The organism is Hyella patelloides LEGE 07179, assembly GCF_900659865.1.
GTDB classification, from domain to species: domain Bacteria; phylum Cyanobacteriota; class Cyanobacteriia; order Cyanobacteriales; family Xenococcaceae; genus Hyella; species Hyella patelloides.
On the sequence record NZ_LR213884.1, the window covers coordinates 1 to 20,085 of the forward strand.

General features: G+C 35.5%; 18 protein-coding genes. 12 read left to right on the plus strand and 6 right to left on the minus strand.

What is annotated here, in order from left to right; genetic code table 11:
* Nucleotides 1–689 precede the first annotated feature (689 nt).
* The 12 genes from H1P_RS18010 to H1P_RS18065 all read left to right on the plus strand — a co-directional run bounded on the left by H1P_RS18010 (nucleotide 690) and on the right by H1P_RS18065 (nucleotide 15,880).
* Nucleotides 690–1,436, plus strand: a complete 747-nt coding sequence (locus tag H1P_RS18010) for a hypothetical protein (RefSeq protein ID WP_144869889.1) — start codon at nucleotides 690–692, stop codon at nucleotides 1,434–1,436.
* A gap of 118 nt (nucleotides 1,437–1,554) precedes the next feature.
* Nucleotides 1,555–1,920 carry a response regulator gene (locus H1P_RS36245; protein ID WP_281291183.1) on the plus strand — a complete coding sequence of 122 codons (366 nt, stop codon included), beginning with the start codon at nucleotides 1,555–1,557 and terminating at the stop codon, nucleotides 1,918–1,920.
* A gap of 23 nt (nucleotides 1,921–1,943) precedes the next feature.
* Nucleotides 1,944–2,999: a chemotaxis protein CheW gene (locus H1P_RS18020; protein ID WP_222427104.1), complete on the plus strand. Its 1,056-nt coding sequence runs from the start codon at nucleotides 1,944–1,946 to the stop codon at nucleotides 2,997–2,999.
* A gap of 41 nt (nucleotides 3,000–3,040) precedes the next feature.
* Entirely contained in the window at nucleotides 3,041–4,393 is a 1,353-nt protein-coding gene (locus H1P_RS18025; RefSeq protein WP_144869894.1) for a methyl-accepting chemotaxis protein, read from the plus strand.
* A gap of 73 nt (nucleotides 4,394–4,466) precedes the next feature.
* On the plus strand, nucleotides 4,467–7,217 hold the full coding sequence (locus H1P_RS18030) for a hybrid sensor histidine kinase/response regulator (RefSeq protein ID WP_222427105.1): 2,751 nt from the start codon (nucleotides 4,467–4,469) through the stop codon (nucleotides 7,215–7,217).
* Nucleotides 7,218–7,219: 2 nt separating this feature from the next.
* The gene (locus tag H1P_RS18035) at nucleotides 7,220–7,630 is read left to right on the plus strand and encodes a response regulator (RefSeq protein ID WP_186376023.1); all 411 of its coding nucleotides are present in this window, start codon (nucleotides 7,220–7,222) and stop codon (nucleotides 7,628–7,630) included.
* Nucleotides 7,631–7,705: 75 nt separating this feature from the next.
* Complete coding sequence (cheB, locus tag H1P_RS18040) at nucleotides 7,706–8,830, plus strand: chemotaxis-specific protein-glutamate methyltransferase CheB (protein WP_144869898.1); 1,125 nt, start codon at nucleotides 7,706–7,708, stop codon at nucleotides 8,828–8,830.
* Nucleotides 8,831–9,077: 247 nt separating this feature from the next.
* Complete coding sequence (locus H1P_RS18045; protein WP_144869900.1) at nucleotides 9,078–10,637, plus strand: CheR family methyltransferase; 1,560 nt, start codon at nucleotides 9,078–9,080, stop codon at nucleotides 10,635–10,637.
* 24 nt (nucleotides 10,638–10,661) lie between these two features.
* On the plus strand, nucleotides 10,662–11,195 hold the full coding sequence (locus H1P_RS18050; protein ID WP_144869903.1) for a hypothetical protein: 534 nt from the start codon (nucleotides 10,662–10,664) through the stop codon (nucleotides 11,193–11,195).
* A gap of 156 nt (nucleotides 11,196–11,351) precedes the next feature.
* A complete protein-coding gene (locus H1P_RS18055; protein WP_144869910.1) occupies nucleotides 11,352–11,702 on the plus strand; it encodes a hypothetical protein in 351 nt (116 codons plus the stop codon).
* A 356-nt stretch (nucleotides 11,703–12,058) separates the two neighbouring features.
* A complete protein-coding gene (locus tag H1P_RS18060; protein WP_425461542.1) occupies nucleotides 12,059–14,137 on the plus strand; it encodes a dynamin family protein in 2,079 nt (692 codons plus the stop codon).
* 69 nt (nucleotides 14,138–14,206) lie between these two features.
* Nucleotides 14,207–15,880, plus strand: coding sequence for a dynamin family protein (locus tag H1P_RS18065; protein WP_144869914.1), 1,674 nt, complete (start codon nucleotides 14,207–14,209; stop codon nucleotides 15,878–15,880).
* Between the two features lie 48 nt (nucleotides 15,881–15,928).
* On the opposite strand, the gene H1P_RS18070 is transcribed toward H1P_RS18065, so the two are convergent.
* The 6 genes from H1P_RS18070 to H1P_RS18090 all read right to left on the minus strand — a co-directional run bounded on the left by H1P_RS18070 (nucleotide 15,929) and on the right by H1P_RS18090 (nucleotide 19,926).
* Complete coding sequence (locus H1P_RS18070) at nucleotides 15,929–17,053, minus strand: aminotransferase class I/II-fold pyridoxal phosphate-dependent enzyme (RefSeq protein ID WP_144869916.1); 1,125 nt, start codon at nucleotides 17,051–17,053, stop codon at nucleotides 15,929–15,931.
* On the minus strand, nucleotides 17,050–18,012 hold the full coding sequence (gene dapA / locus H1P_RS18075) for a 4-hydroxy-tetrahydrodipicolinate synthase (RefSeq protein WP_144869918.1): 963 nt from the start codon (nucleotides 18,010–18,012) through the stop codon (nucleotides 17,050–17,052). The genes H1P_RS18070 and dapA overlap by 4 nt, the downstream gene beginning before the upstream one ends.
* 89 nt (nucleotides 18,013–18,101) lie before the next feature.
* On the minus strand, nucleotides 18,102–18,263 hold the full coding sequence (locus H1P_RS39895) for a PhzF family phenazine biosynthesis protein (protein WP_222427107.1): 162 nt from the start codon (nucleotides 18,261–18,263) through the stop codon (nucleotides 18,102–18,104).
* A gap of 3 nt (nucleotides 18,264–18,266) precedes the next feature.
* Complete coding sequence (locus H1P_RS39900) at nucleotides 18,267–18,377, minus strand: PhzF family phenazine biosynthesis protein (protein WP_222427106.1); 111 nt, start codon at nucleotides 18,375–18,377, stop codon at nucleotides 18,267–18,269.
* Nucleotides 18,378–18,410: 33 nt separating this feature from the next.
* Entirely contained in the window at nucleotides 18,411–19,370 is a 960-nt protein-coding gene (locus tag H1P_RS18085; RefSeq protein WP_144869920.1) for a threonine/serine dehydratase, read from the minus strand.
* Between the two features lie 103 nt (nucleotides 19,371–19,473).
* A complete protein-coding gene (locus H1P_RS18090) occupies nucleotides 19,474–19,926 on the minus strand; it encodes a helix-turn-helix transcriptional regulator (RefSeq protein WP_281291184.1) in 453 nt (150 codons plus the stop codon).
* Nucleotides 19,927–20,085 lie beyond the last annotated feature (159 nt).

Consider the following 20,085-nt stretch of genomic DNA (forward strand, 5'->3'; position numbering starts at 1 on the left):
TCTTCGATGGTAGGGTTTTCACCTACATCCAATGAACAGTTCCAGTTATACTTTATGTTCATAACTGGGGTGGCTCTACCTCTGTAGTCTCTACAGTCTCGCACCATCAACAAATCGCACTATACTCTAATACAAACATATATTTATGCTAGCATACTTAGTACAAAACAATGACGCTTCGCGGTTTTATTTTCTGGTCAAAATTAATGAGGGGCATTTAAACTTTGGGCGCGTTTAGCATAGCTAAACTTGTATCGCCCTCGTTTTTAGTAGGAGTCTTCTTTTGACATTCAAGATAAAAATTGTCTGGTATATTGTTGTTTTCCGAGAAAATACTTATATTTTATATTTAGCTTATTTATTTTGCCTTAAATGTGATTTTTGCTCTTTTTATGGGAATTATTATTATTGAGTATCAGTAAAGTTTGCTGAGTTCTACTATGGCGTTTTTATAGCTAATACGTTTTGGATTTAGGTATTAATACTTTTTATCCTATCTCATATAGTGGCTAATGTTCGCTAATGTACTTTACTTAATAAAAAATTATTATGCCTATTTTTTATCCGAAAATTTATCGATAAATTATAACTAACTTATAGTTTGCTATCAATCTAGGGAAACTTAGATCGAGCTTTCATGTTAGTTTTCTAATTGCAATTAAAAACTTATAATTAAGACCATAGATAATATGATTAATTTTCCGTCAGGACAGTTAATAAAAACTCTGCAAGAATTAGAGCAAAATTCTTTTAGTGGAATGGCAGAAGTTACGGTTGATATTGTCAAGTCTCAGAGAAAATGCTCGAAAATACTTATTTTGAGACAAGGTAAATTAGTGTTTGCTCATTCTCAATGGGTTACACCCCAAGAGCTAGCAAAAAAAATTGGTAGCCAATTAAATATTAATCTTATTGGTGCTGCCATTAAAACGGCTGAGGTTAAAGTAAAAAATCCGAATTCTTTTCAAGAGATGTGTGCTTTTTTAAGTCGGATGGGAATTATTAAATCCGAGCAAATTGAAGCTTTTATTTTGCAAGATATTATTCTTTGTTTAGAGCAGTTATTCCCCTATGGTGGTAGCTTAAAAACTAACACTGAATTTGAATTCGATTTAACTTATAAAACTCAAGAAAATGGCTGGTTTTTTGCAGATTTAAGTCCCAAGCTAATCAAGCGTCAGCAACAGTGGAAACAACTAACCACAGTAGGAATTGAATCTGCCGAAGCAGTACCAAAAATCAATCCAGAAAACATTGAAAAAATATCTAATACTGCTACAAAACAGCACTGTAAAAAGTGGATTAATGGACGGAGAACGATCGCAGAAATTGCCGAAGTAACTCATCAAGACCCATTAAAATTAGCAAAAAATTATAATACTTGGACTTGCCGAAGTAACTCATCAAGACCCATTAAAATTAGCAAAAAATTATAATACTTGGACTAATCAAAATTGGATTTATTTTAAAAAATCACCAGTAGCTTCTAAGCCAGAAAAACCTGTAGTTACTGATAATTCAAAATCACAATCTGTATTACCTATCGTGTTGAGTGTGGATGATAGTCCTGTAGTACAAGCTATGTTAAAAAGATCTTTAAGCGATCGCTATGAAGTAATATTAGCAAACAACGGCATGGACGCTTTAAAAATTTTAAATAGCAATAAAAAAAACATCGAGTTAATTTTGTTGGATGTCACGATGCCAGACATTGATGGTATTGAACTCTGTCGAACAATTCGCCGTTTTAAAAAGTTTCAAACCCTCCCCATTATTATGCTGACTGCAAAAGATGGAATGTTTGACAAGGTTAAAGGAAAATTTGCAGGCTCAACAGAATATCTCACCAAACCTGTAGATAAAGAGGAACTCTTAACCATCATTGGAAAATATGTACCTTCTATGGTGACGACTAAGTAGTTAATTAGAGGAATTTAATTATTGTGATCGACAGTCAATCATATCTGACATTCCGTTTGCATGAGCTAACCTATGGAATTGAAACTCATTTGGTAAAAGAGATTTTTCAGTTACCAGAATTAACCATTATTCCTGAAACTCCAGGGGATATTATTGGGGTTTTGTATCTGCGAGATCGTACAATTCCTGTGATGCATTTAGATCGGCGATTAGGACAGTCGATTCAAGAATGTCGCCTCAGCGATCGAGTAATTGTGATTCAATGGAAGGCGATTGAAATTGGCATCATTGTCAATGAAGTACTAGATGTTATTAATATAGAAAGTAATTTTTTAGAGCCAGAGCCAGATTACGGTAGAGAGCATCACATCAATACTGCTTTTATTAACAAGATTGCCACAATATTAGATACCTCAATTATTTTGCTGAATACTGAGGCTTTAATTAGACAGCCAGATGAGGTTGCTGGAGTAATAGCAGAAGCAGATACCCTAGAAAATCAGGCTCTAGAACCTGAAGGCAAAGCCCCCATTCTCAGTAACTTTTTCGATTTATACTGTCCCCAAACTAGTGAAATAGAGCAAGACACTTTTCGTCAACGAACTAAAGAGCTACAGTTACCGTTAGAAATCGGGGAAACTGATGGCTCAATTCCCCTAGCGGTGTTTAGCCTGGGAAAAGAATATTTGGGTTGCGACTTAGCAGTAGTCAAAGAGTTTATCGACATCGACAAAGTTACACCTATTCCCTGTTGTCCGAAGCATATTGTAGGCAATATTAATTTAAGGGGGGAAATTATCCCCTTGGTGGATATTCGCTCTGTAATCCATTTTGCCGAAGCAGAAAAGCCAGCAACTCAAGCCATTATTGTCCAGATAAACGATATTAGTGCAGGGATTGTGGTAGACGAAATTTTTGATGTTGTTCATATTAACCAAGAACAGTTAAGCCCCACACCTACGGGGGTAGCTGCGGAAATTAAAAAATATTTTCACGGGATGGCTATTTATGAAAAAAATCTCTTAAGTGCTTTAGATTTAGCCAAAATTTTTGCTGAAGGTAATTTGGTAGTTGGTTAGGTAATCTTTATTTTATTTATTATTTCTAGGAAAAAAAAGCTATGAAAGTTAGAACTCAATTAAATGCTACTGCTATTGGAATTTCGGTTATTGCCATAATGAACCTGGGTGTTATTGTCTTTCAGTCCTCAGATAAAGATGCTAGAGTCGTTAACTATTCAGGGGTAGTACGAGGTGGTACTCAAAGAATCATTAAGTTAGAACTACAAGATAAGCCCAATGAAGAATTGATTCAAAAAATGAATAGTCTTATTGATGCTTTGATTAATGGTAGTAAAGAATTAAAGCTTCCCTCAGCAAAAGATTCTACTTATCGCACTCAGATGGAGGAGGTAAAAAAATCTTGGGCAAACATCCAAGAGTTAATACAGCAAGCCAGAAATAATAATAGTTATGATGCTCAATTGCTAGAAGCCAGCGAACAGCTTTTTCAGCAAACAAATGAGATGGTAGGAGTCGCAGAAAAGATAGCTAACGATGATGCTAAATTTCTCATAATATTTCAGGAAGTTACTTTTGCTTTTAGTCTTTTGGCAGTAGGCTTAATCATTTTTGTTAGCCGTCGCATAGCAGGAACTCTTCAAAACTTCACTGAGAATTTGGCAGTATCTTCTACCCAAATTGCTGCGACTATGGACGAGCAAGAAAGAACCATTTCTGAGCAAGCAAGTTCTGTAAATGAAACCACTACTACAGTAGAAGAGTTGGGAGCTACCACTAGACAAACTGCTCAACAAGCAGATGTTTCCAGTCAAGGAGCGCGCCAGGCTTTAGAATTATCAGAAACAGGGACAGAATCCGTTAACCGCACTATGGCAGGGATTAATGACTTACAGGATAAAGTAAGTGCTATTGCAGAGCAAATTGTTAATCTCAGCGAACAAACAGGACAAATTTCTGACATCTCTGAATTAGTAACGGATGTAGCAAACCAGACTAATATGTTAGCTCTCAATGCAGCAGTGGAAGCAGCCAGAGCAGGGGAACAGGGTAAAGGCTTTACTGTGGTTGCAGGGGAAATTCGTAAGTTAGCAGAACAAAGTAAGAAATCCGCCGAGAAGATTAATACCCTTGTGGGAGATATTCAAGCTGCGATCAACAGCACTATTATGGTGACAGACCAAGGACAAAAAACTGCTATTGAAGGGATTAAACTAGCAGAAAGTAGTGCTACAACTTTTAAGAGTATTGCCGATGCAGTTAATAACGTCTTTGTGAATAGTCAGCAAATCTCCATGAGTTCTAAACAACAAGCAGTAGCAGTGCAACAGGTGGTTTCTGCGATGAATGCGATTAACTTGGGTGCCAAAGAAAGCAGTACGGGAATTGGTCAAGTTAAAAGTGCTACTAGTGAACTTAATAAGAATGCCACTAATCTTCAAAAGTTAGTTTAATTTTGGTTATCACCTTATCAGTTAGTTATTGATTATTTTTTATTCAACTAACTCAAAATTACAGAGAAAAATTATGTTCATTGAAGATGACGAACTTAGAGAACTTTATAAAGTCGCTAGTATTGACCATCTCGAAAAAATCGAGCAGGGTTTACTAAGTTTAGAAAAACAACCCGATGATAACTCTATCCTCGATAGCTTATTGCGAGAAACCCACTCCCTCAAGGGCGATTCCCGAATGTTGGGAGTAGAAGAAGCTGAGATGCTGGTGCATCAGATGGAAGAGCTTTTAAATGAGATTAAAAACAATCAAACTCTTATATCTGGAGACTTATGCGATCGCTTGTACTTAGGAGTGGATGCGGTTAAAAAAATTGCGAGAGAAGCTGTCACGGGTGAGCCTTCTGGTATCAGTACGTTTCATATCATGGCGCAGTTAATGGGAGCAGAAGAAGAAGTAGAAGACAGGGAAACAGGGGAATTAGAAAATTCTGAAGACTGGGAGACTGGAGGACCAGGAGACGGAGAGAACTTTGCTACTGTTTCCGACTTTCCCAGTGAATCTAATGAAACCAGTACTGTTTATATCGAGGATGATGAACTACGGGAACTCTATAAAGTCGCTAGTGTTGACCATCTCGAAAAAATCGAACAGGGTTTACTCGACTTGGAAAAGCAACCCAACGATAGCTCTATTCTAGATAGTCTACTCAGAGAAACTCATTCCCTCAAGGGTGATTCTCGAATGCTGGGGGTAGCAGATGCGGAAACTCTAGTGCATCAGATAGAAGAAATTCTCAATGAGGTTAAAAAAGGCGAAACGATCTTTTCGTCCGACTTATGCGATCGCTTGTACTTAGGAGTGGATGCGGTCAACAAAATTGCGAGAGAAGCTGTCACGGGTGAGCCTTCTGGTGTCAGTGCGTTTCATGTTATAGCGCAGTTAATGGGAGCAGAAGAGGAAGACACTGAAGAAGTAACGGATGTAGGGGCGAATGGTATTCGCCCAAATGTTATTCCAGAACCAATACCTGAAACTAAAATCCAGCCAGCTACTCCTTCTGTACCGTCCGCAGAAATTGAAACAGTGCGGGTGGACTTTCCTAAGCTAGATTCTTTGATGACTCAAGCAGGGGAATTATTAGTTACCAAATTAAGTCTAGAACGTCGTAATGATGATTTAGCTCAATTATTAGAGTTTTGGGAAAACTGGAGTCGTGATTTTGCGCTTAACAAGCAATTATTGAAGCAATTAGAGCCAAAATTAACAGAAGAAGAACGTCAAAATCTTGCTAAATGCGATCGCCAAGAACGAAAATATTTAGAGCAGTTTGGCGGTTTAGTCTCTACTCTCAAAAACCTGGTACTAGAAGACAATGCTCGTTTAGACACGGTTGCCAATAAACTAGAAACAGGAATTCGTAACCTTAGACTATTACCCCTCTCGACTATTTTTAACCTTTTCCCTCGGATGGTGCGGGATTTAGGAAAACAATTAGGCAAAGAAATCGAGTTTACTATCGAAGGGGGAGAGATCAGTGTCGATAAGCGCATCCTCGAAGAGATCAAAGCACCCTTAACCCATATTATCCGTAATGCGATCGATCATGGCATAGAAACCCCCCAAGAGCGCGTAGCCAACAATAAACCCCAGAAAGCCAAGCTCTTACTAAAAGGTTCGCAAAACAATAACCGCATTATCATAGAAGTCATTGATGATGGTAGGGGTTTAGATGTTGAAAGAATCGGGATCACTGCGTTAAAAAGACAAGTTTGTACTGAGTCTGAGTTATTAAAAATGACTCCTCAACAAGTCCAGTCTTTGATTTTTGCACCAGGGTTTTCTACCCGCAATGAAGTTAGTGAAATTTCTGGACGTGGTGTCGGTTTAGACGTTGTGCGAGAGAATGTGGAACGTCTTAAAGGTACTGTAGAGATACAGTCTACTTGGGGTGTAGGGTGTAAGTTCCAACTCAGCCTTAATACCAGTCTCAGTACTACCTATGTCTTGATTGTAGAAATTAACCAGCATTTCTACGCCATACCCATTGATTTTGTGGAAAAAATGATTTTGGTAAGTCCAGAACAGATTTTTCAGGTAAAAGGTACTCCTACTATTTTATGGGAAGAAAAACCTTTGTCGGTAGCTTGGCTAAGAGACTTACTTTCACTAGAAAAACCAAGAGAAAATACTTTAAGCCAACAAAAAATTCCCTGCATAATTTTAAGTATTGGCTCGGAAAAAATCGGTGTCTTTACGGATAAATTAATCGAACAGCAAAATGTAATACTTAAGCCTCAGAGTAAATTATTACGGAAAATACCTAATATTTCTGGTGCTACGATTCTTAGTAGTGGAGAAGTTTGTATGGTTATCGAACCTAGGGAAATCTTACAAGCAACTTCCGCAGGAAAAGGTATTGATAGCTTGGCAACAATCTCAAGTAAAATAACTACCAAGCCTAAAGTATTATTAGTAGAAGATTCGATACCAATTCGCACACAAGTAAGGCGAATTCTTATTAGTGCAGGTTATGATGTTACTGTTGCGGTAGATGGTTTAGAAGGCTTTAATACTCTGCAAGCTCAGAAAAACTTTGATGCTGTAGTTTCTGATGTCGAAATGCCCAATTTAAGTGGCTTAGAAATGACTGCTCGCATCAGACAATATTCCGAACACGACGAACTACCAATTATTCTAGTAACCACTTTGGCGACAGAAGCAGATAAGCGTAGAGGTGCAGAGGCGGGAGCTAACGCCTATCTAACCAAAGGCGATTTCGATCAAACTTTATTACTCAATACCTTAAGGAGATTAATTTAATCATGGCGAAAATTAAAGTAGCTTTAGTAGAAGATTCCCCCGTAGCTTTAGAAATTCTCAAAAGACTTATCAACTCTTCTGATGAAGCAGAAGTAGTAGGAACGGCAATGGAAGGCTCTCAAGCTTTACCAATGATTGCTAACACCAAGCCTGATGTGATTTGCACCGACTTAGATATGCCTGGAATGGACGGCTTAGAATTCACCAAGCAAGTTATGGCTAATTATCCTACACCAATTTTGGTGGTTAGTAATGCGGTACAGCCCCAAGATGTCGATAATATTTACAACTTGATGCAAGCTGGTGCGTTAGACTTTTTCCCCAAACCTACTACAGGAAATCCTACAGACTATGAAAAACTAACCAAAATGTTAGTTACTAAACTCAAAGTTTTAGCAAGTAAAAAGGTTTAATTAAATAGCTGTAGGGTGGGCATTGCCCACCTTACTTAATAATGATTAATTATAGGTTTTTAAAATTATTAATTAGTGAAAGTACCCATCAAAGTTTTTTTAGTAGAAGATTCCCCTGTTGCTTTAACCATTTTGCAACGAATTTTAGCTTCATCTCCAGAAATAGAAATAGTAGGAACTGCCAGTGATGGGATTAGTGCCTTAAAACATATTCCTCGCCTCAAACCTGATGTAGTCTGTACTGATTTATTAATGGGAAAAATGGACGGTTTAGAATTGACTAAAAAACTAATGGCAGAATTTCCCAAACCTATTTTAGTGATTAGTGATGTAGTAACTGCTAACGATACTCAAAAAATCGGTCAACTCCTAGATGCAGGAATTGTTGATGTTTTTCCTAAACCCACAACAGGATTTATTCAAGACTACGAACAACAAAAAAATGATTTAATTTACAAGATTAAAATAATTTCTGGCGTTAAAGTTTTTACTAAAAGAAATTATGAGCGCAACCACATAAATAATAATAGAAAAACTGATACTAGTCAGAGATTACTCCGCCGTACGACGACGGAGCCTGCTCTGACCGTTGGCCAAAATACAAATTATAAACCACTAATTAATCAAAAAATTACCAACTATCAAATAGTAGCAATTGGGGTTTCTACAGGAGGGCCAAAAGCAATGCAGCAAATTGTGAGTAAATTACCTGCTAATTTTCCTTTACCAATTGTTTGCACACAACATATTAGTACGGGATTTCTCAAGAGTTTAATTTCTTGGTTATCTTTAGAAACTAAATTGAAAATTAAAATTGCCGAACTAGGAGAAAAACCCCTACCAGGAATAGTTTATTATGCACCAGAACAATACCATTTAGAAATAGATAATAAGGGTAGATTTGCTTATTCTCAAGCTCCTCCGATCGACAGTCATTGCCCATCAGTAAATATTATGATGCAATCTTTAGCTCAATTTTATGGCAAATCAACAATTGGTATTTTATTAACAGGTATGGGTAAAGATGGAGTTACAGGAATGCAAGATATCTATCATAGTGGTGGTTTAACTATTGCTCAAGATGAAGCTAGTAGTATTATTTTTGGAATGCCTCAAGAAGCCATTAAATCAGGAATAGTACAACAAGTTTTACCCTTAAAAGATATTGCTCCTTTTTTAATTCGTCAAGTAGGCTATTAGTTAAGAAATAAGGAATAAGGAAGGAAAGAAGAAATTAAAGAAAAACGAGTCAAAAATATGGCTATTTCACAATCAACTAAATACAAATATCAGCTAATTTAGGCAACATCAAACTATTTATTTATAGTTACTTATTATTTGTTGTCTAATATATAATTTATACACGATAAATTGAATTAAAATAATAATTGCTTTATTAATAATTTTTATACTAAGAAATCTACTCAAGCAATAACTTAAATACTTTATGACACAAATTTTATGGGATAAACTAAGAGAGCTTATTTCAAATCGCATTGGATTTATTATTCGCCAACAAGATATTCAATATTTTCAACGTAAAATTGAAACCAGGATTGCCCAAACAAAGTATAAGAATCTGGAAGAATATTACCATTTACTCAATAGTGTCTCTAATAAGAACGATCGCTTTGATTCTTCACAAAAGCATTCTAGCGAAAAAGAGTGGAATATCTTAGCCAATATTATCACTAATGGAGAAAGCTTTTTTTTTCGCGATCGCGGACAGATTGATTTATTAGCTAATGAAATATTACCAAAAATTATTGCTGATAAGCGTGAAGCATATCAAAAAGCAGAGTTACCTTTTCTAACTCTTAAAGTATGGAGTGCAGGTTGTTCTACAGGGGAAGAAGTTTATTCTTTAGCAATGTTAATCAGCGAATTAATTCCCGACCCTGCACAATGGAATATTGTAATTATTGGGACAGATATTAATCAAAGTTTTCTAGATATAGCTCGTCAGGGTGTTTATAAAAAATGGTCTTTTCGCTTAACCGATCCCCTTTTAAAAGTAAAATATTTTCTTCCTCATAAACAAAATTGGCAAATCAAACCTCACCTTAGAAGCATGGTTACTTTCTACCAAGATAATCTAATAGATATAGAAAATATATCTCATCATAATTATGGTTTAGATTTAGTTATATGCCGTAATGTTTTTATCTATTTTGGTCTTGATTCTATTTCTAAAGCTATCAAGAAAATTGCTAGTACTTTGCGTCCAAATGGTTATCTTATATCAGGTCATGCAGAACTACAAGCTATTAATTTAGATAATTTTCAACCTATTAGCTTTTCTGAGTCTGTTGTTTATCAATATTTAGGTGAAAATCAAGCTAATCATGATTCCCAAATTAACTCTGAGACTACTACAAAACTAGAGCAGCAAGTCATTAATAGAGTGAGTTTAGCTCAGCAAGAACCTAATAAGCTATCTCTCATTTCAGAACATATTTCTTTAGCAGATAAACCAGTTACTAACCCCCAATTCAATAAGGCAAAATCAGAGCTTAATTCGTCTAAGCTTCAATTAGACAACATACAAATATTATTAGATGAAGGACAATACTATCAAGTTATTAAACAAATAAAACAACTAATTAAACAACAATCAGACTGTAAAGAACTCTATTATCTAATGGCACAAGCTTATGCAAATCAGGGTGATTTAGAGGAAGCTCAAATAAATTGCGATCACGCATTAGAAATTGATTCAATGTATATTGCTCCTCTATTGCTTTTAGCTCAAATAGCAGAAGAACATAATAATCATCGTACAGCCAAAGAATTACTTAAAAGAATTATTTATTTAGAGCCTTTATCGATTGCTGCTTATTTAGATTTAGGTGCAATCTACCGTAACGAAAATGATCTTCATCGCTCAAAAAAAATGTATCAAGCTGCTTACGATATTCTGCAAGAATCGCCCCGAAATGAAAAAATTGATTATCAAGGACAGACAAAAGTTGATGATTTATTAAATCACATTAAATCTAAGCTATAAATAAATAAAAGAGTAAAACTAATCATGGCAATTACATCTTCTAAACTAAACTATAATCAACATCCCATTCTTGATGATAAGGATGAAGATTTTAAAGCCTTAATAGCTGAATTTGCTTTAGAGTTAGAAAACCTTTCCTTAGAGCAAAAGAATAAATTAGGTTTATTTAAAGCTATCGAGCTTACTAATGCGGTAGTACAAACTCTAGAAAAAGAACAAGCTCCTGAAGCTTTAGGGGAATCCAAAGCTCTTAGTTTATTCAATATAGTAAGATCTGCTATTAGATCGCGCTACTTAAACTTACCCGATGCAACTATTATCTCTTTAAAAGATAATAAATTAAAACAACTTATAGATCGTGCTTGCATCATGTTTCATGCTGGCAAAAAAGACCTAAAGCAAAAAGAAAAATCTGTAGCTTTTTCTATGGCACAAAACATAGTTTTAAGTACAGAGATTCAACAAGGATTAGAAAAATTTTGTAACTACTATCCAGAGTTACATACTCCTAAAATCATTAAGCTAGTACAAGATAGATATCTCAAGCCTTTCACTTAACTTAATAAATTCTTACTTATCATAGTTATTAATTTGTTATTGTCTAATGATAAAGAACAAATGCTAAAAATATATTGAAATCACAGCTAGGTAATTCATAGTAAACTAAAATACCGTTAATTATTAAATTTGTAGTTAAACTCAGTTGATAGTCTCATGAATTCTTCTAATGATAAAGAACAAGATTTTCTCAGAAAAGAACAAGAAATTAGAGCTAGAGAAGCAAAAATAAGATTACGAGAATTAGAATTAGAGATTAATCAGAAATCAGAGCAAAGTAATGTAGATATTCCTCATTATCATACGAGAAAGCATGACGAGTCTCCAAGCTCTTTAAAAAAATTCAGTAAAAAAATGATTAAAGTCGGTAAATTTATAGGATTTACTGTTTTTACTATTACTTTGATGAGAATTGGTTTTTTCTTAGGAATGTGGTTAGCTTATGGATTAATTACTGTAGCAATTATTTTCATTGGCTATCAAATATTTATGAGTGATAGTGATTAACGGCTTTTATCTTTGAAGGCGTGATAAGCAGAAAGTTTAACAGAATATAAGTCTTGTATAAGTAATTGAATTGCATATTATCCAAATCCTTTACGTACTCTCTATATAGATAAACTTAATAATAAATTTACTTTTACAAGAAATCTAATTAATAATTCATCATTGCTTAAATCTAATAAAACCAATGAATATTATTTAACAACTAATAGGTAATAGTTAATAAATAATAGGTAATCCCGTTGTTAATTATACTCATTAGTGATAATTTGATGATTGACCCTGTAAGAAAAAATTAAGGAATAATCTTGTTTGATTATTTTTGAAATATAATAACAACCTAAGACAATAAAGTATCAATAACTCAGAATATGGAAACTAATATTTTACTTAAATATCTCGAAAAAGTCGCTCAAGTTCGTTCGGAAATTGCTAACTCTTTAGCAGTAATGGCTCATAGCTTAGAAAAAGCTGAAATAGAAAGCAAAAAAAAATCAGGGAAATTAGAATTAGAAAGAGACATTGAAGATATTCAAAAAAATAGTACCAATCTGCGGGAAGGCTTATTCCGTCTTTTAGTATTAGGAGATATGAAACGGGGTAAAAGTACCTTTCTGAATGCTTTACTAGGAGAAAATCTCTTACCCAGTGATGTTAACCCTTGTACGGCTTTACTAACAGTATTACGCTACGGTGCAGAAAAAAAAGTAACAGTTTACTTTAATGATCATACATCACCAGAAACAATTGATTTTAAAGAATTCAAACATCGCTATACAATAGACCCAGCAGAAGCCAAAAGATTAGAACAAAATCAGCAGTTAGCTTTTCCTAATGTCGATTATGCTCTTGTAGAATATCCTTTACCTTTACTCGAAAAAGGTATTGAAATTATTGATAGTCCTGGTTTAAATGATACCGAAGCGAGAAACAAATTATCTTTAAGCTATATTAATAACTGTCATGCTATTTTATTTGTGTTAAGAGCTACTCAGCCTTGTACTTTAGCAGAAAGACGTTATCTCGAAAACTATATAAAAGATCGTGGCTTAACAGTTTTCTTTTTAATTAATGCTTGGGATCAAATAAAAGAAAGTTTAATCGATCCTGAAGATTCAGAAGAGTTAGCTGAAGCTAATACTAAATTAGACCGTGTTTTTAAAGCAAATCTCAACGAATATTGTCAGGTAGATGGTGATAATTTATATGAAGAGAGAGTTTTTCCTGTTTCCTCTTTAAATGCCTTAAGAAAAAGAATTAAAAATCCTGATGCCTCTTTAGAAGATACTGGTTTTCCTAAATTTATTCAGTCTCTCAATACCTTTTTAACCCAAGAAAGAGCGATCGCAGAATTACGTCAATCCAGAATTATTGCTCAACAAACTGCGAATAGAGTTAAAGAAGCCGTGCAGCGTCGTATTCCTTTATTAGAACAAGGTGTTACTGAATTAAAAGAAAAAATTAATTCTGTTGAACCAGAATTCACTCTCCTAAATGAAATTCGTAATGATTTCCAACAAGAAATTAGAGATATTAGAGATAGTAAATCTAGAACTATTAGTAACTCCTTCAGAGACTTTATTTTAAAGTTAGGAGATACTTTTGAAACTGATTTTATGCGCTATCAACCCGATATCAACTTTCTTGATTTTTTATCTTCAGGTAAAAGAGAACGTTTTGAAAAAGAATTAGCTGCTGCTTTTGAACAATATATAAATGATAAATTAACTGAATGGAGTCGTGGTGCAGAAAAAGAAATGGAATCTGCTTTTGCTCAACTCTCAGATATTGCTTTGAGCTATGGGAAAAATTATAACAAAATCACCGATACTATTACAGAAAAACTAACAGGAAATAAAATACCTTATGTAACTGGAGTTCGTCCTGAAGATAACGCTCCTGGTTGGGCAAAATGGGCAGCAGGAATCTTTTCTTTAGCTAGAGGAAACCTAGCAGGAGTTGCTCTAGCAGGAGCAGGTTTTGATTGGAAAAATATCATGTTAAATTTCATTACTGTTCTCGGTGTTGGGGGTATTATTACTGCTATTACAGGAATTGCTTTAGGCCCTATTGGTTTTGCCTTATTAGGATTAGGAATTGGTGTTTTACAAGCAGATCAAGCTCGTAAGGAGTTAGTAAAAGTAGCCAAAAAAGAATTAGTTAAACATTTACCTAAAGTAGCTCAAGAGCAAGCACCAAAAGTTGATGAAGCAATTCAAGAATGCTTTATTACTTATGAAAAAGAAATTACTGAGAGAATGAATGATGATATTAACTCTCGTAAAGCAGAATTAGATAATTTGATTGAAAGAAAACAATCAGTTGAAATTAATCAGACTGCTGAAATTTCTAGACTACAAGAGCTAGAAAATACTGTTAGTTCAGAAGCAAATAAAATTGAATCTATTTATAATAATTTATTAGCTTCTTATAGTTAGATAGAAAATAGCTTCAATGAGATCTTTCCCAACCTCTTTCCTTACAGGGGAGAGGCTTCAATAACTAAAATGACTAAATCAGAAAACTATTGGCAAAATTTAGCCGATCGCCTTAAAACTTTAATTGCTATTCTAGAATTAGATCCAGAATCTAGTTTAGCTCAAGATGCGATCGCACTTACTGATTTCTTAACTAAAACTAGCTTTCAAATTGCGGTATTTGCTCCTTTTAATCATGGCAAATCTACTTTGCTAAATGCTTTACTCGGTCAAAAATCTTTGCCCATTGATTTAATACCTAGCACAGGAGCAGCAATTACTATTAAATATGGCATAGAAACCAAAACTACCATAACTCTTCAAGATGGAACAAAAAAGATAACATCAGATACTAAAATTCTCCAAGAATATGCTATCTTAGATAGCGATCGCAAAATGCGAAATGATCTTCAAGCAATAGAAGTTACCTGTAATTATCCTTTGTTAAAAAACGGAGTAGAGTTATTAGACTTACCAGGAACAAATGACCGTGAAGCACAAGATAACTTAGTAAAAGATAAACTTTTAACAGCCAATTTAATTATTCATGTTTTAGATGCTCGTAAACTAATGACTCTATTAGAGCGAGAAAAACTAAGAGACTGGTTACAGGCTAGAGGTGTCCATACAGTTATTTTCGTGGTTAATTTTCTCAATCTATTAGAAGCAGAAGACCAGAAAAAAGTCTACAATCGTCTTAAATTTGTTGCAGAAAGTTTTCGTTCTGAATTGCCAGCAGGAATTAGTAACCTATATCGTGTTGATGCTTTACCCGCCCTTAGAGCCAGATTAAAAGGTGATTACACCACCGTTATGGAAACAGGGTTAACTAATCTAGAAACAGCCTTACAGAACATTATTAAAGCTAATAGTAAACAACCAGAAACTAAACTTACTAGAATTAAAAATATTACCGAACAATTAATTACAACAGCACGAGAAAAAAGAGCTAATATTAAAAACAAACTAGATACTACTCAGCAAAAGCAACAACAACAAATAGCTATTAAACAGAAAGCAGCCCAACTAATAAAACAAGGATTACAACGCAGCATATCCGAATTTGAAAGCTGGCTTTATTTACCTAATCTTTTGAAAATAGAACAAGCTAAATTAGCGATCGCTTTACAGCAAGAAGACTTTAAAATCTGGAAAAATGAATTTAATCAAACAGTCGGTAATTATCAACAAGCGATCTTTGAATGGTTAGCTAAAAGTCAAGAATTCTTTCCTGTAGAAAAGCCGATAAAATTAATTATTAATTTCCCCGAACCTCCTCATATAGAAAAAGATAATTTCACTAAAAACCAAGAAACTACTAATAACTACGAACCAACAATTACAGAAGAAATAGATAAAATCTTTAACAAAGCAGTCAACACAATCTTATCGGGCAATGCTCAAGAATTATTTACAAGCTTTACGGGTAATTCTCAATCACAATCCGATATTAATAAATCAAACACAAAACCCCAAAAATCTCGCTCTCAAATATATGCTGAAGCTGCGGAAAACTATCTAATCTCTTTCAGTCAACAAACCTTTATAAGCTTGCAAGAATATCAAAATCAAGCTGAAAAATTAATTAACTATCAACCACAAGCCGTAACAGAAACTAACACCATAGAAGAACATCAATTACAGTTACTAGATAATGCAATTGAAAACTTACAACAAGAATTAAATCATGTTACTAACAGATAAGTTGTAGGGTATAGCAAAATACGCCCTATCTATTACTGTTTCTAACAATCAATAACTTGAGACAGATACATCTAGATATTCTTCCAACCTTTCTAAGCATTCTGGTAAATTTTTTCGCCCTAGCCCAAGACGAAAATGTTTGTCGCCGTAGTTGAAACAATTACTAGGTAAGAGCAAAACCCCTTTTTTGTTAACGAGATCGAAGCAGAAATCTTCAACGTTTACGTCTAGTCGCAAACTGGGAAAAGCTGTTGAACCTCCTTTTGGGGAACTCCAATTAAAAATGTCTACATGGTTCGAGAAAAAAGGTGTTAGCACCTGGAGATTTCTAGCAATGATCTCTAAATTGCGCTGAATGATTTTATCCTGATGGCGAAGTGCCAATGTTGCTAAAAATTCACTAGGCGCACTATTACAAATGGAAGTAAAGTCTTTAAACCTTGCCATTGCGTCATAAATCTCTCGATTCCGAGTGGCAATCCACCCAATTCGTAGTCCAGCTAAACCGTAAGTTTTAGACATTGCTCCCAAAGAAACTGCATTCTCGTACAAATCACAGGCTGCGGGTAAAGTATCCTCTTCTCGGTATTCTAAAAAGCGATAGACTTCATCGGAGAACAAAATAAGATTGTGTTGACGACAAATAGCAATCAATTCTTCTAACTTAGCTCGGCTCATCACGTATCCTGTTGGATTATGAGGACAATTAATCAAAATCGCCTTTGTATTAGGTTGAATAGCTCCTCTTAGCCAATCTAGATCTAACTCCCAATCGTCTGTTTCACGACTCATCCACTCACTCACTTCGCAGCCAATCGATCGAGCAATCGAAATATGAGACTGATAGCAAGGAAAATGTACAATCAGGTGATCTCCAGATTGAAGAGCAACATTCATAAAAATAAAAATTGCTTCCTCTGCACTGGCGTGAATTAGAATGTCTTCAGTCCCAATCTTTTGATAAATACCTGTGACTACTTGCCGTAATTCAGGACTGCCTTGGCTTTCAGTATAACCCAACCATGTCTGATGAAATTGAGACACTGCACCTGATTCTAGACTCAGTAATTCTTCAATCGTCATTGCTTCACAATCAGAAGAACAAAGCAAGTAGGGTGCTTTAAATTCATATTGAGCAAAAAATCTTTCGAGTTTAAATGGGGGTAGTTTCATTTGATTAACCGAGGAAGAGTTAAGTTAAGACCTTCATAAGAAAGAGCAGTATTTGTGAAATCTTCTGCCATCTTTTGATTTAAAGTAACTAATAACGCTGCTTGCTCAGGCGATATCTCTACTATGGGTTTGCGGACAGAGCCAACTTGCATTCCCGCCATATTCATAACCGCCTTGATCGGAGCAGGATTTGCCCCAACCTTGAGTAAAGAACGACAGAATCCATGAATGTTTTGGGCAATTAACCGAGCTTTATCAACATTTTTGCTACGGTACTCATGAACTAATTGCGACATGGTTTTGGGTAGAATGTTAGCAGCGACTGAAATCACGCCGATACCGCCCACAGCAAGAATCGGTAGAGTGAGAGAATCATCCCCAGAATAAATAGCGCACGAGCGTGGTAAAGCTCTTAGTAAGTAAGCTGTCTCCGTAATCTCGTCTAAGTTTCCATTTGAGGCTTTAAGACCCACAATATTTTGACAGCTATGGGCTAGTTCGATAAAAGTGCTAGGTGTAATGTTGATTCCAGTGCGTCCAGGGATGTTATAAGCAATTAAAGGAATACCAACGGAATCTAATTCTTGAAAATGCGCCATTAAACCTGCTGGCGTTGGTTTATTGTAGTAAGGAGTGACAATCAAGCAAGCATCTACTCCTATTTGGGCTGCATGAGTCGTTAGTCTCACCGCTTCTATGGTGGAATTAGACCCCGTACCTGCGACGATCTTAATGCCTCTTTCTTTGGCTACTTGAGTCGATCTATAAATAACCTGTTCGTGTTCTTGATGATTTAGGGTAGGAGATTCCCCTGTTGTACCGCAAACTAGAACCCCGCTAGTACCCCTATCTGCGTGATAGTGAATCAACTCTTCGAGCTTATCCAAATTTACCGTTTGGTCTTTATCTTCGTTGAATGGCGTGACGAGAGCAACAATTGAACCACTAATCGTTTCCATATCTATACTTAACCTCTATTGAAGAGATATTAATTTAAAGTTTCTCTAATATTGAGTCCGCAAATCTTCTTGCTTTACCAAATGTAAACTTACCCGTCGAAATACCGTACGGCGCAACCCAAAATTGCTACTCTGTTCTGTAGAACTTTACAAAATAGTACACCATAACAAGGCGTAAACCAGCGCAGCTTGTAATCGTCATTATCAGGAATAAAAAAGGCTGTTTCGGAGAGATTATTATCTTTGGCGATCGCTTAAATTAGCTCATCTTCTAGCCAATCTGTAAGTGGACAGACAGCAGCAAGATTTCCACTAAATAAATCACTGGTAAAAGCATCAATTTGGAACATTCTTAGTTGTTTCATGGTTTTTTACAGAAATTTAAAACTTTTGCTCATTTACATTTGAAGGATAGTTTTCAACATTTCTAGGCTAATATTGGCTCCGCAAATGATAATGACAATCTTCTGATTGCGAAACCTTTCTTGAGTTTTCAACAAAGCAGCGAGCGCTACTCCTGCTGCACCTTCAAGAAGCTGATGATGTGTCTTAATAAATAATTGCATCGCTTCGGCAATTTCCGTTTCTGATACGAGGACAAATTCATCCACCAGAGAACGGCAGAAATCCAAGGTAATAGCTTCAGATTCAACCCCACCAGCAGTTCCATCTGACAAGGTAGGTAAAGATTCCCTTTCAATAATTCGGTTCGCTTTGACAGACTCTGCCATCACTGGAGAATTTTCTGGGGAACAGCCAATAACTTTCACATTAGGTAAGACGGACTTCAGATATCCAGCAATTCCTGAAATTAACCCACCACCACCAACAGGAACAAAAACAGCATCAATTTGTGGTAACTGGCGAGTAAGTTCGATCGCAATAGTACCTTGTCCTCCAACCACCTGAAAATCGTTGTAAGGAGAGATGTAAACTTGATTGTTTTGCTCTGCGTAAGTTCGAGCATAATTTTCGGTTATGACGCTATCTTTGCCATGTAAACAGACTTCTCCACCAAATCTAGCGATCGCCTCTATCTTAGTGGTAGAAGCATCTTCAGGGACAAAAATAATTCCTGGAATTTTGAGCTTACCCAATCCAAAAGCGATCGCTGCACCGTGGTTTCCAGATGATGCAGTAACGACTCCTTGTTCTCTTTGTTGGGGTGTAAGGGATAGCAACTTGTTCATTGCTCCTCGAACCTTAAATGAGCTTGTTAACTGGAGGCTTTCTAACTTGAAAAAGACTTGAGAGTTAGTACTCTGAGATAAGGCTAAAGAATAGTCTAATGGTGTCTCTCGAATATACGAGCGAATTTTCTGCTCGGCTTGTAAGATTTCTGTTTTAATATCTAGCATTAGGACATTTCCTCTAAATAGTTATTGAGTAATCGAAGAAACCTAGAAAATTGTCACGTCGCTTTTGACTTTGGTAAGGGCAAATAGCTATTTGCCCCTAGTTTTAATTTTTGAATTCTGACAAATACTTATATACGGTTGCTCGCGAAATTCCTAAAACCTTACCGATATACGAAGCAGCATTTTTTTGCTTAAACGCGCCTTCTTGATTCAAAAGTTTTACTAACTCTTGCTTATCGGTTCGCGTCAGGTTGTCAAAATGCTTATGCTGGTTACGCAAATGTTCGTGAACGAAAATATTAATGCGTTCTTGCCAATCATCTTTAAACAACTCTTGTGGCTGAGGAATCAAGCGATCGGGACACATAAATCTGTCAATTATCTGACGAAACTCCTCGAATTTAGAAAGATCGAGATTAATGCACATAAGTCCCACTGCTTTTCCAGTGGAGTTACGAATAACAGCACTAATAGATTTCAATTTACGCCCATCCCAATTAAGCTTTTCATAAGGGCCAATTACGTCTTTTGATTCATCAACACCGTGATTAGAGATGAACCTATCCCACTAATAATAGATAAAATAAGATAATAGATAAAATAAGAAGGTTGTAACTAAACGACTGAAGATGCCAGGCAAATTTGAGGGATTAAATGACCTAGAGTGGAAGCTATTTCAAGATATTTTTCCTAAAAAGAAAAATTCCGAAAAGCG